This window comes from Nonomuraea sp. NPDC000554 (genome assembly GCF_040300065.1).
Lineage (GTDB): Bacteria > Actinomycetota > Actinomycetes > Streptosporangiales > Streptosporangiaceae > Nonomuraea.
The window spans coordinates 183,435-196,591 of the sequence record NZ_JBEPDC010000012.1; the positions used below are offsets into that span (position 1 = coordinate 183,435).

The 13,157-nt window shown below is 72.5% G+C and carries 13 protein-coding genes; 7 read left to right on the forward strand and 6 right to left on the reverse strand.

All coding sequences use genetic code 11. From position 1 onward, the window contains the following. Positions 1 to 11: 11 nt before the first annotated feature. The 4 genes from ABT294_RS23525 (at position 12) to ABT294_RS23540 (ending at position 5,043) form a co-directional block, all read left to right on the forward strand. Positions 12 to 1,808: a serine/threonine-protein kinase gene (locus tag ABT294_RS23525; RefSeq protein WP_350808380.1), complete on the forward strand. Its 1,797-nt coding sequence runs from the start codon at positions 12 to 14 to the stop codon at positions 1,806 to 1,808. Positions 1,809 to 1,844: 36 nt separating this feature from the next. Continuing rightward, positions 1,845 to 3,053: a serine/threonine-protein kinase gene (locus ABT294_RS23530; protein ID WP_350808381.1), complete on the forward strand. Its 1,209-nt coding sequence runs from the start codon at positions 1,845 to 1,847 to the stop codon at positions 3,051 to 3,053. Between the two features lie 237 nt (positions 3,054 to 3,290). Next, the gene (locus tag ABT294_RS23535; RefSeq protein WP_350808382.1) at positions 3,291 to 4,070 is read left to right on the forward strand and encodes an electron transfer flavoprotein subunit beta/FixA family protein; all 780 of its coding nucleotides are present in this window, start codon (positions 3,291 to 3,293) and stop codon (positions 4,068 to 4,070) included. 19 nt (positions 4,071 to 4,089) lie between these two features. Further along, positions 4,090 to 5,043 (forward strand): electron transfer flavoprotein subunit alpha/FixB family protein, encoded by a 954-nt coding sequence (locus ABT294_RS23540; protein WP_350808383.1) that lies wholly within the window; start codon positions 4,090 to 4,092, stop codon positions 5,041 to 5,043. A 3-nt stretch (positions 5,044 to 5,046) separates the two neighbouring features. Here ABT294_RS23540 and ABT294_RS23545 read toward each other — a convergent pair whose 3' ends face one another. From ABT294_RS23545 to ABT294_RS23560, 4 genes are all read right to left on the reverse strand, one after another. Then, a complete protein-coding gene (locus ABT294_RS23545) occupies positions 5,047 to 5,490 on the reverse strand; it encodes an HIT family protein (RefSeq protein ID WP_350808384.1) in 444 nt (147 codons plus the stop codon). Beyond that, complete coding sequence (locus tag ABT294_RS23550; RefSeq protein WP_350808385.1) at positions 5,487 to 6,155, reverse strand: rhomboid family intramembrane serine protease; 669 nt, start codon at positions 6,153 to 6,155, stop codon at positions 5,487 to 5,489. Before ABT294_RS23550 ends, ABT294_RS23545 begins: the two co-directional genes overlap by 4 nt. A gap of 71 nt (positions 6,156 to 6,226) precedes the next feature. Next, entirely contained in the window at positions 6,227 to 7,414 is a 1,188-nt protein-coding gene (locus tag ABT294_RS23555; RefSeq protein ID WP_350808386.1) for an MFS transporter, read from the reverse strand. 113 nt (positions 7,415 to 7,527) lie between these two features. Beyond that, the gene (locus tag ABT294_RS23560; protein WP_350808387.1) at positions 7,528 to 8,046 is read right to left on the reverse strand and encodes a TetR/AcrR family transcriptional regulator; all 519 of its coding nucleotides are present in this window, start codon (positions 8,044 to 8,046) and stop codon (positions 7,528 to 7,530) included. A 53-nt stretch (positions 8,047 to 8,099) separates the two neighbouring features. Here ABT294_RS23560 and ABT294_RS23565 point away from each other — a divergent pair, with 53 nt between their 5' ends. Continuing rightward, positions 8,100 to 9,263, forward strand: coding sequence for a cysteine desulfurase family protein (locus ABT294_RS23565; protein ID WP_350808388.1), 1,164 nt, complete (start codon positions 8,100 to 8,102; stop codon positions 9,261 to 9,263). Positions 9,264 to 9,296: 33 nt separating this feature from the next. On the opposite strand, the gene ABT294_RS23570 is transcribed toward ABT294_RS23565, so the two are convergent. Then, positions 9,297 to 10,349, reverse strand: a complete 1,053-nt coding sequence (locus tag ABT294_RS23570) for a DUF695 domain-containing protein (RefSeq protein WP_350808389.1) — start codon at positions 10,347 to 10,349, stop codon at positions 9,297 to 9,299. Positions 10,350 to 10,438: 89 nt separating this feature from the next. On the opposite strand from ABT294_RS23570, the gene mnmA reads away from it, so the two are divergent. Continuing rightward, a complete protein-coding gene (mnmA, locus tag ABT294_RS23575; RefSeq protein WP_350808390.1) occupies positions 10,439 to 11,500 on the forward strand; it encodes a tRNA 2-thiouridine(34) synthase MnmA in 1,062 nt (353 codons plus the stop codon). Positions 11,501 to 11,503: 3 nt separating this feature from the next. On the opposite strand, the gene ABT294_RS23580 is transcribed toward mnmA, so the two are convergent. Beyond that, complete coding sequence (locus ABT294_RS23580; protein ID WP_350808391.1) at positions 11,504 to 12,136, reverse strand: MBL fold metallo-hydrolase; 633 nt, start codon at positions 12,134 to 12,136, stop codon at positions 11,504 to 11,506. Between the two features lie 23 nt (positions 12,137 to 12,159). Between ABT294_RS23580 and ABT294_RS23585 the strand changes: the two genes are divergently transcribed. Then, positions 12,160 to 13,152 carry a methionine synthase gene (locus tag ABT294_RS23585; RefSeq protein WP_350808392.1) on the forward strand — a complete coding sequence of 331 codons (993 nt, stop codon included), beginning with the start codon at positions 12,160 to 12,162 and terminating at the stop codon, positions 13,150 to 13,152. Positions 13,153 to 13,157: the final 5 nt, after the last annotated feature.

Consider the following 13,157-nt stretch of genomic DNA (forward strand, 5'->3'; position numbering starts at 1 on the left):
GGACAATGGCGATGAGCAACACCGAGGCGCCCGAGCGGCTCGGGCCGTACCGGCTGGTCAGGAAGATCGGCGAGGGTGGCATGGGGGTCGTCCACCTGGGGCTCGACTCCGAGGGGCGCGAGGTCGCCATCAAGGTGCTCCACCCGCACGTGGCCGCCGACCTGAAGGCCCGCGACCGGCTCACCCGCGAGGTCGAGACGATGCGCCGGGTGCGCAGCCCGCACGTGGCCGAGGTGCTCGACGCCGAACTGGTGGGCGGCCAGCCGTACGTCGTCACCCGGTTCGCGCCCGGCCGCACGCTGGAGGACACCGTGCTGGCCGACGGCGCGCTGGAGGCGCGCGAGATCATCCGGCTGGCGCAGGGGCTCTGCCAGGCGCTGGTGGCCATCCACGCCGCCGACGTGATCCACCGCGACTTCAAGCCGTCGAACGTCATGCTGGTGAACGGCGAGCCGCTGGTCATCGACTTCGGCATCGCGCACCTGGTCAACGCCACCCGGCTGACCCAGACCGGGATGTTCGTCGGCACGCCCGGCTACCTGGCGCCCGAGATCATCCGCGACTCGGAGATCACCCAGGCGGCCGACGTGCACGCGCTGGCCTCCACCATCTTCTTCGCCGCCGTGGGCGCGCCGCCGTTCGGCACCGGCGCCTTCGAGGCGGTCTGCTTCAACATCATGGAGGGCCGCGCGCAGCTCGACCGGGCTCCGGCGTGGCTGCGCGGCTGGCTGTCGCGGGCCCTGCGGGTCGAGCCGGGCGAGCGTCCCAGCGCGCAGGAGCTGCTGCGGATGGCCAGGGCCCTCGACCCGTCGGTCACCAACTTCCACGAGACGCCGCCCGCCGGGCCCACCGGCACCAAGAGGCTGACCAACCGCACCCGGACCATGGACACCTACTCCGACCTGCTGCCGCCGGTCGAGTACGGCAGGCCGGAGCCGGTCCGCGAGGAGAAGCCGCCGCCGTACGTCCCGGCGCCCATGCCGCCCCGGGCCGCGCCGCGCACGGACCAGCGGGTCGCGGGCTACCCGGCGCCCTATCCGGGGCCGCAGACGGGCGCGGTCGCGCCCCGCCCGATGCCGCCGCCTCCCGCGCCGCAGGCACGTCCGGAGACCCAGCCACGTCCCTACAGCCCGCCGGCGGAGCGCAAGCGTTACCTGGTCGGCAGCCAGCTCGTCGGGATGCTGCTGCTGGTCATGCTGGTGGCGCTGGCCGTCATGCTGCCCGTCGCGGTGAGCGCGATAGCCGTCGCGCTGGCGCTGGTGCTGCGGGTCGGTGAGTACCTCTTCGGCGACCTGGTCAAACGCCGTCAGGTGCGCGGCAGCAGCGCCGCCGATCCGCTCCTCGCGCTGGTCGGGACGCCGTGGGCGCTGGTCAAGGCCACGCTCGTTACCCTGGTCCACGTGCCGCTCTCGGTCATGTTCGGGGTCTGCGTCTGGGGTCTGCTGCGCTGGGGCGGCGGGATGAGCGTCAACGAGGCGGCCTCGTACGCGGCGGGCGCGTTCACGGCCGGGCTGTTCGTGCTGCCGGGCGGCGGCGCGCCGCGCCAGGCCGTCACCCGCACGCTCACCAGCGTCCTGCGCTCTCCGGGCGCGGCGCTGGTCGCGGTGCTGGTGGTGGGCACCGCCGCGCTGCTCGCGGTGATGTTCGCGATGGGCCAGGAGCCGTCATGGGCGCCCTGGCAGGCGCCCGAGAAAGTGATCAAGCAGCTGACCAGGGACGCCGAGGAGAGCACGCTCGGCCTGATCACCGGAATGGTCGGCTCGTTGCTGAACTCGGTCGGCCTCGGCTGGTTGTCACCCTGGTCCTGAGTGTCCGCGCGGGCTCGTGGGGGGAGAAGAACGGGTATGAGCGAGCACCTCGGCCCCTATCGGCTCCTCTCCCGGCTCGGGTCGGGCGGCTTCGGAGAGGTGCACCTGGCGCTCGACCCCGAGGGGCGCACGGTGGCGGTCAAGATCCTCCATCCGCACGTGGCCGCCGACGGGGCGGCCATCGCCCGGCTGGCCCGTGAGGTCGAGACCATGCGCCTGGTCGACGGTCCGCACGTGGCCGAGGTCCTCGACGCCTCCCTGGACGTCGACAGGCCCTACCTGGTCACCCGGTACGTCCAGGGCAGGCCGCTCAGCGCCGTCCCGGTGCCCGTGGCGGACCTGCGCCTGCTGGCCACCGGGTTAGCCGACGCGCTGCAGGCCATGCACGGAGCCGGGGTGGTGCATCGCGACCTCAAACCGGCGAACGTGATGATGAGCGAGGGCGAGCCCGTCGTCATCGACTTCGGCATCGCCAGCGCGTTCGACTCGCTCTCGGTCACGGCCTCGGGCGCCGTGGTCGGCACACCCGGCTACCTGGCCCCCGAGGTGCTGGAGGGCAGACCGGCGGGCCCGGAGGCGGACGTGTTCTCCATCGCCGCGACCCTGGCGTACGCCGCCACCGGGCGGCAGCCCTTCGGGCAGGGGCCGGCCTCGGCGGTCGCCTACCGCGTCGTCCACCACGAGCCCGATCTGGAGGGCGTGCCGGGCTGGCTGGCTCCGCTGCTGCGCGACTGCCTGGCCACCGACCCGGCCGCACGGCCCACGGCCGCGCAGATCTGCGCCAGGCTGGGCGTGGAGGCCGCGCGACGGGCCCGTCCGCGAGCCCGTGTGGCCCGGCGTTCGCGCGACGATGACCTGCACGCCCTGGCCACCCGGGAGTGGCGGCCGGGGGAGCGGAACCGGGTGCCGGAGGCCGCGGCCAAGCACCGGGAGAAGGTGCGCAGGCGCTGGCTGGTCGGCTCGGGGTTGTTCGTGTCGCTGCTGGCGGCGGCGGCCCGGTGGCCGCTGCCCGAGGTGGCGCTCTTCCTGGTCGCCGCGTTCGGGCTGGGCGCGCTGACCGACGCCGGGGTCGCGCTGTTCTCGCGTGGCCCGTACCGCACCAGCCGGATGGTCATCGACTTCGCGAGCGTCGCCGGGGTGGCCGGGCTCTGTTTCGGGCTGAGCGCGGTGTTCAGCACGTTCACGCTGGCGCTGTTCGCGGGCACGGCGCTGGTGGTGGGGATCGTCTTCCTGGTCTCCGCCTGACGTCCGGCCGTGTCCGCGGTAGGAAACGGAACAAAGTTCGGTAGGCTGGGACGTGCTGCCGCATTTTCGTGCGAGCCCGGTCAACTGCGGGTTTGCGCGAAAGCTACTGATGGGTAACATGTCGGCGGGGACCAGGGGCAGCTCCCGGGCCACCCACTGTCACGAGCCCACGGGGCACCTGGCAGTCTGGACAGCACGATTTCCGAGCATGCGATCACGGGAGGTCGGCCACCGGCCATGAACATCGTCGTCTGCGTGAAGCAGGTCCCCGATACGGCGACCGAGCGCAAGCTGCGGTCCGATGACAAGACGCTCGACCGCGACGCCGTCGACGGCGTGGTGAACGAGCTTGACGAGTACGCGGTCGAGGAGGCTCTGAAGCTCAAGGAGGCCCACGGCGGTGAGGTCACCGTGCTCACCATGGGCCCCGCCAAGGCGACCGAGACCATCCGCAAGGCCCTGGCCATGGGCGCCGACAAGGCGGTTCACCTGAGCGACGACGCCCTGCACGGCTCCGACGCGCTCTCGACCTCCTACGCGATGGCGCAGGCGCTCAAGAAGATCGGGTTCGACCTGGTCATCCTCGGCTCCGAGTCCACCGACGCGCGCACCGGCGTGCTGCCCGCGATGCTGGCCGAGCGCCTCGGCACGCCGCAGCTCACGCTGGCCAGGAAGGTGGAGGTCGAGGGCTCGTCGATCACCATCGAACGGCTGACCGACTACGGCTACGACAAGGTGGAGGCCACGCTGCCCGCCGTCGTGTCGGTGGTCGAGAAGATCAACACGCCGCGGTACCCGTCCTTCAAGGGGATCATGGCAGCCAAGAAGAAGCCGGTCGAGACGCTGGCCGTCGCCGACGCGGAGATCGCCGCCGACCAGGTGGGCCTCGGCGCCGCCTGGTCCGAGGTCGTCGACTTCGCCGCGGCCCCGCCGCGTGCCGCCGGCACGGTCGTCAAGGACGAGGGCGACGGTGGCGTGAAGGCCGCCGACTACCTCGCGTCCAAGAAGTTCATCTGAGAACGGGGGTTTTGCTGATATGTCGGAGATTCTCGTTCTCGTCGAGCAGGTCGACGGCGCGGTCAAGAAGGTCACGCTGGAGTTGCTGACCCTGGCCCGCTCGCTCGGCACCCCCGCCGCCGTCTGGGCCGGCCCCGGCATCACGGACGACGCCAAGGCCAGGCTGGCCGAGTACGGCGCGGAGAAGATCTACGTCGCCGGTTCCGACGACGTCGTCGACTACGTGGTCGCGCCCAAGGCCGAGCTGCTCGCCAAGCTCGTGGCCGACACGTCGCCCGCCGCCGTGCTCGTGGCCGCCACGGCCGAGGGCAAGGAGGTCGCGGGCCGCCTCGCGGTCAAGACCGACTCCGGGGTCATCACCGACGCCGTGGGCCTGTCCGAGGGCTTCGTGGCCGACCAGTCCATCTTCGGTGGCGGCGTCAACGTGCACTCGAAGGTGAGCAAGGGCACCCCGATCGTCGCCGTGCGTCCGAACTCGACGGCCCCGGAGGCCGCCGCGGCGTCCGGCACCGTGGAGGAGGTGTCGCTGTCGCTCAGCGAGGGCGCGCGGGCGGCCCGCATCGTCGACCGCGTGAAGCAGGAGAAGGGCGCCCGCCCCGAGCTGACCGAGGCCGCGATCGTGGTCTCCGGAGGGCGCGGCGTGGGCTCCGCCGACAACTTCGCGATCATCGAGGGCCTGGCCGACGCGCTGGGCGCGGCCGTCGGCGCGTCCCGTGCCGCCACCGACGCCGGCTGGTACCCCCACCAGTTCCAGGTGGGTCAGACGGGCAAGACGGTCTCGCCGCAGCTCTACATCGCGGCGGGCATCTCGGGCGCCATTCAGCACCGGGCCGGCATGCAGACCGCGAAGACCATCATCGCGATCAACAAGGACCCGGAGGCTCCGATCTTCGAGCTCGCCGACTACGGCGTGGTGGGCGACCTGCACCAGGTCGTCCCGCAGCTCACCGAAGAGATCAAGAAGCGCAAGTAGCCCTCACAGGGCGCTCCTGATCCGCGCGGCCAGGTCGGCCGCCTGGTCGCGGGTCCAGGGGATCAGCCCGTTCTCCCCCATGAGCGCGTGGTACTGCTGGCGCTCGTACGGGGTTCCCGGCGGCAGCGGGGCGATGTGCCAGTGCAGATGCGCGTTGCCCTGCTGGCTGCCGAGCGAGAGCAGGTACGTGCGCTCCGACGGCACCACCGCCTCGACGGCCAGCGCCACCCGCCTGACCACCCGCATCAGGTCGAGGTAGGAGTCCTCGTCGAGGTCGCGGACCGCGTGCTCGACGTGCGCCTTCGGCGACACCAGCACGTATCCGGGCAAGGTCGGGTAGCGGGCGAGGAACGCCAGGTTCCGGTCGTCCTCGTAGAGGATCTCTTCCAGGTCGTGGGCGGGATCACCCGCCACGATCGCGCAGATGAAGCAGGGGCTGTTTCTCACGCGGGCCGTGTAGGCAGCGACGTCGAAGCGGACGCTCCTCTCAGGATCCATGCCATGATCATGCCACTGAGGAGCGCGTAGCCGTGCAGGTCCGCGGAGGCGACGAGCGCCAGGGCGGCCACCGCGGCGACCGAGGGGAAGGCCCACCCGGGGAGCCGCTCGCGGTGCACCACGAGCTGGAATCCGGCCATCGCCAGCAGCACCGTGAGGGCGACGGCCCAGGTGGACGCGGCGAGCACCAACGAACCCATGATCACCGTGTAGAAGGCGCCGACGGAGCGTTCGAGGCGGCCCTGGGAGGCGACGGCCAGGCCCGCCGCCAGGCCGCACAGCGCGATCGAGTTCCCGGCCCCCGGCCGGCCGAGCAGGTATCCGGCCGCCTCTCCGGCCGCGGCGCCCGTGGCGTACAGCAGGAGCATGCGCGGGCGGCCGAGGGCGCGCTCGGCCAGGAAGCCGAGCACTGCCAGGAACGCCAGGTTGAGCAGCGTGCCCCAGACGCCGCCGTCCTGGACGACGAGCGCGGTCACCGGCCGCCACCACTCCCCGCCGGCGATGGCGGCGGGGTCGCGCCGCAGCGCCGGCTCCAGCCCGGGGACGGCGAACTGTAGGAGACTCGGCACCGCGGTGACAGCGAGGAGCACGCTGGTGGCGATCGGCTTGGACACGCGCCAAGCGTCCCATCGACCGCCACCATCGGGGCAGATCCGGATGTACAGCCTCAGGCGTGACAAATGTCCTAGGCGGCGATGGGCTCGCGCTCCCTGGTGGGCAACGGCGTCACCGCCGCAGGCTCCTCGCGGGGCAGGAACCGGGCGGCCACCGCGATCAGCACGCCGAGCACGACGGCGATGCCGAGGGCGGTGCGCAGCGACGTGACGTCCGACAGGAAGCCGATCACCACCGGGCCCATCAGCAGGCCCGCGTAGCCCATCGCGCCCGCCTGGGCGATCGCCGGGCCGGGCGTGGCGGTGGCCGTGCCCGCCAGTGACAGCGTCATCGGCGAGACCGTCGCGACGCCGAGCCCGACGAAGAACATCGCGAACACCGCGACCAGCGGGGCGGGCGCGACCAGCACGACCACGAAGAACCCGGCCGTGGCCAGCCCGGAGACCGTCATGATGCCGCGCACGCCGAACCTGGCCCGCAGCCGGTCGCCGGTGAGCCGCGCCACCAGCATGCCGACCTCGAAGACCGGGTAGCCGAGCGCGGCCACGGCCTCGGGAGCGCCCAGGGTGTCGCGCATGAACAGGCCGTTCCAGTCGGCGACCGTCCCCTCCACCATGAAGGCGAAGAACATGATCGCGCCGAGCAGGTAGACGATCGGCGGCAGCCGGCGGGCCGTCGTCGCCGCCGACTCCCTGGCCCGGGGCTCGGGCAGGTACGTGCGGCCGATGAGCAGCATCACCGGCAGCGAGACCAGGCCGACCAGCGCCACGTTGGCGGTGAACGACAGGCCCAGCATGATCGACAGGCTGCCGACGGCGCCCGCCGAGATCGCGCCGACGCACCAGCCGGCGTGCAGACCGTTCATCAGCGGGCGCCGGTAGGCGCGCTCGACCGTGGAGCCCTGGGCGTTCATGGCGATGTCCACGGCGCCGAACGCCATGCCGAAGAAGGCCGCGGCGGCCAGCAGCAGCGGCAGGTTCGGCGCGAACGCCAGCGCCACCAGGCCGGCCGCAGTGAGGGGGCCGCCGACCCGCAGAACCGCCCTGCTGCCCTTACGCGCCATGATCCGGCGCATCGACTGCATCGTGACCAGTGCGCCCAGCCCCCACGCGAGCAGGATCAGGCCGATCGTGGACTCGGACAGGCCGAGCTTGTCGGTCAGCGCGGGGATGCGCACGGTCATCGTGCCGACCATCAGGCCACTGAGGACGAAGGTGAGGACAGCCCCGTAGCGGGCGGTCCTCAGGTCGCGGGTCATGAAGGACACCTCTCAAAGTCGTGCAGGAAGCCGCCCACGGGCACGCGGCCGCGGCGGCGAAGACAGGCGGAAACAGGAAGGGGGATCAGGCAGGAAACGGGGGGGGAGGGGGGTCAGGACGCGGCGGCGGGCTTGAGCAGCGCTCGCATGCGCGCCTCGAGGGCGCGCAGGTCGTCCTCGGAGTTGAGGTCGGGGTCGTGGCTCGCCACGTCCCACAGGCCCTCACAGGCGAGCCGGACGATCTGGGACGCCACCTGGTCGGGCTCCTCGCTCAGCCCCTCGCGATGCCATCTGGCCATCGCCTCGCGCAGCGGCGCGAGCAGGAAGAGGTTGCCCGAGGCGCCCGTGACGACGGCCCATCGTCGCAGTTTGCTGGAGCGCACGGCGGCCAGCGTGGCCCCGAGGTAGCGCTCGGTGTAGGTGTCGTCCGGCTGGGCGGCCATGAGCTCGTCGAACTCGTCGATCAGACGCTCGACCATGGCCTTGATCAGGGCTTCCTTGGTGCTGAAGTGGTACAGCAGACCACCCTTGCTGACACCTGCCCTGTCGGCCACGGCGGCCAGGGTGAGCGCGGCGGAGCCCTGGTCGCAGAGGAGGTCCTCCGCGGCGTCCAGTAGCTCTTCTCGTCTCACGGCACTACTGTACCGTCCGGACGGTACAGTAGCAAACGAGATACCCTGACCACGTGAGCGATCCGGCGGCCTACCTTGATCACGCGGCGACCACGCCGATGCTCCCCGAGGCGATCGAGGCCATGACGGAGCAACTCGGCAGGGTCGGCAACGCTTCCTCCCTGCACGCGTCCGGCCGGCAGGTGCACAGGGTGGTCGAGGAGTCGCGCGAGACCATCGCCGACGCCCTGGGCGCCAGGCCCAGCGAGGTCGTGTTCACCTCGGGCGGCACCGAGGCCGACAACCTCGCCATCAAGGGCCTCTACTGGGCGCGCCGGCCCAGGCGGCGCCTCCTGGTCAGCTCCGTCGAGCACCACGCCGCGCTCGACCCCGCCCAGTGGCTGGCCGACAGCCAGAGCGCGCAGGTGGAACCGCTCGACGTCGACGAGGTCGGCCGGGTGCGCCCCGAGACGTTGCGGGCCGCCGTCGAGAGCGACCCCGACGACGTCGCCATGATCAGCGTGATGTGGGCCAACAACGAGGTCGGCACCGTGCAGCCCGTCCACGTCCTGGCGGCGATCGCCCGCGACCACGGCATTCCGTTCCACACCGACGCCGTCCAGGCGATCGGTCAGGTGCCGGTGTCGTTCGCCGAGTCGGGCGCCGACGCGCTCACCCTGAGCGGCCACAAGATCGGCGGCCCGATGGGCGTCGGCGCGCTGCTGCTCGCCAGGGGCCTCACGCCGGTGCCCGTGCAGCACGGCGGCGGTCAGGAGCGCGACGTGCGCTCCGGCACGCTCGACGCGCCCGCCATCGCCGGGTTCGCCGCCGCGGTCCGCGTCGCCGTCAAGGAGCAGGCGGAGTACGCCCGCCGTCTGGGCGCGCTGCGCGACGAGCTCATCCAGCGCGTCCGGCAGGCGGTGCCCGACGTGGTGCTCAACGGCGATCCCGTCGACAGGCTGCCGGGCAACGCGCACTTCTCCTTCCCCGGCTGCGAGGGCGACGCGCTGCTCATGCTGCTCGACGCGAGGGGCGTGGAGTGCTCCACCGGCTCGGCCTGCTCGGCGGGGGTGGCCCAGCCGTCGCACGTGCTGCTCGCGATGGGCGCCGGCAGCGCGGCGGCCCGCGGCTCGCTCCGCTTCACGCTCGGCCACACCTCCACCCGCGCCGACGTCGACCGGCTGATCGACGTGCTGCCCGGCGCCGTGGAACGAGCCCGCAGAGCCGGGCTCAGCTGACCGCCACCACCAACGGCCCCCGCGGGGCCGGGGTCAGTTGACGAAGGCCACCACGGCGCTCCAGGACGGATCGCTCGCGACGTCCACGCGCGGCTCGCCCTCCTCCCAGCTCACGATCAGCTCCTTGGCGTGGATCGCCGCGTCGCCGGTCGGGTCGGCGTAGATGTGGATCACCCGGTGGCCCTCGGCGCTCAGGTGGGTGGCGAGCACCGCGTCGTCGCGCAGCTTGAGCAGCCGCGCGCCCAGTCGCTCCTCGAAGTCGCGCAGCGCCGCCACCGAGTCGCCGACGGGCAGGCCGAACTCGTCGCGGTGCGCGTACGGCAGGGTGATCGCGATGTGCTGGTCGAACAGCGGGTAGTCGACCGGACGCAGCGGATAGCGCGCGGTGGCGACCAGCGGCGCCCCGCTGGCCGTCTGGCCCTCCAGCAGCGCCCACTGCTCCTCCGCGTAGCCCGACGCCAGGTCGGCCACCACGGCGGGCAGGTGGGCCGCCGCCACCGCGTCGATCGGCTGGAACGTGGCGGGCGTGATCTCGCCCACCCACCTGGCGACGTCGTCCTCGCCGAGCAGCCAGTCGAGGGCGAGCAGGGCGGCGTCCATCCGGGTGTCGTCGTCGAGCTCGCCGAAGATCGGGTGGTAGGCGGCGATGTCCACCCGCGGGGTGCCGCGCGGCACGCGCAACCCCAGCATCAGTTTGTCGAGCGCGAACTCGAAGCCGCCGACGTCCAGCGTGAGGTCGAGTGCCTGCGGGTTGGCCTGGCGCGACGGGTGGAACTCCCACAGCAGGTCGGCGGGCGGCGCGGCCCTGGCCCAGCGGTGCGCCAGGGAGCGCAGCTCGGCGTCGCCCGCGGCGGTCACCACCAGCGCGTGGGCCGCGTTCCTGCCGGGCGCCACCTCCCAGACCAGCCCGGGATGGACCGCGTCCACGGCCGGAGCGACCAACTCCGACAGCTGCTCGGCCTCGCCCGCCGCCACCAGCCCGTCGACCCGCGGCCTGGACTCCTGCCACCACACCCAGAACCCGGCGATGCCGTCGCCCGGCTCGCCGGCCTCTTCCTCGTCGTCCTTGCGCCCGAACAGTCGCATAGCCGTGCATCCTCTCAGACTCAGGACCCGGTCGCGCCCGCGGAACCCGGCGATGGGCATCCCCTCCAGGACAGTACTCTGGATAGGTCATGGGACTGCGTGTGCTTGCCGCCATGTCGGGCGGCGTCGACTCCGCCGTGGCCGCCGCCCGGGTCGCCGAGGCCGGTCACGACGTCACTGGCGTGCATCTGGCCTTGTCGGCCAACCCCCAGTCGCACCGTACGGGTGCCAGGGGCTGCTGCACGATCGAAGACTCCCGCGACGCGCGCCGCGCCGCGGACGTGATCGGCATCCCCTTCTACATCTGGGACATGGCCGAACGCTTCCAGCGCGACGTGGTCGACGACTTCGTGGCCGAGTACGCGGCCGGGCGCACCCCGAACCCGTGCCTGCGCTGCAACGAGAAGATCAAGTTCGCGGCGGTGCTCGACCGGGCGCTGGCGCTCGGCTTCGACGCGGTCGCCACCGGCCACCACGCCAGGCTCGTCGACGGCGTCCTGTCCAGGAGCGTCGACCAGGGCAAGGACCAGTCGTACGTGCTGGGCGTCCTCACCCGTGAGCAGCTCGGCCACGCCATGTTCCCGCTGGGCGACTCGACCAAGGCCGAGGTGCGCGCGGAGGCCGCCAGGCGCGGCCTGACCGTCGCCGACAAGCCCGACAGCCACGACATCTGCTTCATCGCCGACGGCGACACCCGCGGCTTCCTGACCCAGCGGCTCGGCGCCGCCGAGGGGCCGATCGTCGACCAGGCGGGCGAGGTGGTCGGCAGCCACCACGGCGCCCACGGATTCACGGTCGGCCAGCGCAAGGGCCTGCACATCGACCGCCCCGCCGCCGACGGCAGGCCGCGCTACGTCCTGTCGATCGAGCCCGTCTCGAACACGGTCACCGTGGGGCCGCGCTCGGCGCTGGAGGTCACCTCGATCACCTGCCGGAGGCCGGTGTGGAACGGGCCGTCGGCGGCCGACGGCGAGCTGACGGTGCAGCTCCGGGCGCACGGCGAGGTCTACGGCTGCCGGTTCACCGAGGCCGACGGCGAGCTGCGTGTCGAGCTCGACCGGCCCGCGACGGGCGTCGCCGCGGGCCAGGCCGCCGTGCTGTACTCGGGCCGCACCGTGATCGGCTCCGCCACCATCACCGGCGCGGCCTGACCGCTAGGGAAGCGTGACCGACTCGCCGACCGCGAGCCTGCGCATCTCGGCGTCCTGCTTGTCCGACTCCATCTTCAGGTAGTTGTCGACCAGGCCGAGGCCGACCTCGTTGAGCATGCCGTCGTGGGTGGAGAAGGCCCGCGCCGGGCGGATCGCGCGCAGGTAGTCGATAGTCTCCGAGATCTTCATCCACGGGGCGTGGGTGGGCACCAGGAGGGTCGGGACGTCGACGCCGGGCACCGTCAGGGCGTCGCCGGGGTAGAAGAGCTCGTCGTCGACCAGGAAGCCGACGTTCTGCGCGATCGGCATGTCAGGGTGGCTCTTGGCGTGCCACTCGCCGAAGACCCGCACCGAGAAGCCCGCCGCCTGGAAGTCGTCGCCGTGCCTGACCACCTGGACCTTGGCCGGGACGTCCGACAGCGCCTCCGCGAGGCTCTCGCACGTCCAGATCTCCAGGTCGGGCGAGGCTGATCGCAGGCGGTTCACGTCCACGTGGTCGAAGTGCTCGTGGGTGATCAGGACGGCGTCGGCGCCGTCGAGCACCGGGCCCTCGGTGAACGTGCCAGGGTCGACGACCAGCACCTTGCCGTCCTTCTCCAGACGTACGCAGGCGTGGCCGTATTTGGTGAGCTCCATTCACCAGAGCCTACGCTTGTCCCATGTTGACGTGGGGAGCCACCGGAGTCGGGTCGCATCCGGGCGAGGACCATCTGGAAGCGCTGCGGGTCGTGTTCGGCGAGGTGCCCGAGCTGCCGTACCTGCCCGAACTGCCCGCCAGGGGAGTCGGCGCGGACATGATCGGCCGGACGGCCGCGCTGCTCGTCGACCTGCCCGTGGAGGTGCAGCCGTCGGGATGGCGGCTGGCCGACAGGCCCGGACGCGACCACCGGCGGGCGGTCGACCACCTCAGGCGCGATCTCGACGGGCTGGAGGAGGTCGGGAACGACTACCAGGGCCCGCTCAAGGTGCAGGTCTGCGGGCCGTGGACCCTCGCGGCCGCGCTCGAACTGCGGCACGGCGACAAGATGCTCTCCGACGCGGGCGCCGTCCGCGACCTGGTCGCCTCGCTGGCCCAGGGGGTCGGCGACCACCTCGCCGAGGTGTGCAGGCGGCTGCCGGGCGTGACCGAGGTCGTGCTCCAGCTCGACGAGCCGGGGCTGCCGGGGGTGCTGGCCGGCACCGTCCCGACCGCGTCGGGGTTCGGGCGGCTGGCCGCCGTGGAGGGGTCGCGGGTGGAGGAGTCGCTGGGCGCGTTCCCCGCGTCCGTCGTGCACTGCTGCGCGCCCGGCGTGCCCTTCGACCTGCTCCGCAGGGCGGGCGTGCGCGGCGTGTCGGTCGACTCCTCGCTGCTCAGGCGGCGCGAGGAGGACGGCGTCGGGGAGGCCGTCGAGGCGGGCCTGCAGCTGTTCCTCGGTGTGGTCCCCGCGACCGACGCGCGGCTGCTCGACGCGGGCGTGGTGGCCAAGCCCGCGCTGGAGCTGTGGCGGCGGCTCGGGTTCTCGCCCGAGCGGCTCGCCGAGCAGGTGGTGCTGACACCGGCCTGCGGGCTGGCCGGGGCCTCGCCCCGTTACGCGAGGGCGGCGCTGGCCGCGGCCAGGAAGGCGGCCAGGGTGCTCAGGGAGGATCCTGCAAGCGGGATGCAACCTGGCTGAGTAGT

Coding starts and splice junctions, on each gene's coding strand:
- ABT294_RS23580 (WP_350808391.1), bottom strand. CDS start 12,136: ATGGAGCTCACCAAATACGGCCACGCCTGCGTACGTCTGGAGAAGGAC.
- ABT294_RS23585 (WP_350808392.1), top strand. CDS start 12,160: ATGTTGACGTGGGGAGCCACCGGAGTCGGGTCGCATCCGGGCGAGGAC.
- ABT294_RS23525 (WP_350808380.1), top strand. CDS start 12: ATGAGCAACACCGAGGCGCCCGAGCGGCTCGGGCCGTACCGGCTGGTC.
- mnmA (WP_350808390.1), top strand. CDS start 10,439: ATGGGACTGCGTGTGCTTGCCGCCATGTCGGGCGGCGTCGACTCCGCC.
- ABT294_RS23530 (WP_350808381.1), top strand. CDS start 1,845: ATGAGCGAGCACCTCGGCCCCTATCGGCTCCTCTCCCGGCTCGGGTCG.
- ABT294_RS23535 (WP_350808382.1), top strand. CDS start 3,291: ATGAACATCGTCGTCTGCGTGAAGCAGGTCCCCGATACGGCGACCGAG.
- ABT294_RS23570 (WP_350808389.1), bottom strand. CDS start 10,349: ATGCGACTGTTCGGGCGCAAGGACGACGAGGAAGAGGCCGGCGAGCCG.
- ABT294_RS23555 (WP_350808386.1), bottom strand. CDS start 7,414: ATGACCCGCGACCTGAGGACCGCCCGCTACGGGGCTGTCCTCACCTTC.
- ABT294_RS23540 (WP_350808383.1), top strand. CDS start 4,090: ATGTCGGAGATTCTCGTTCTCGTCGAGCAGGTCGACGGCGCGGTCAAG.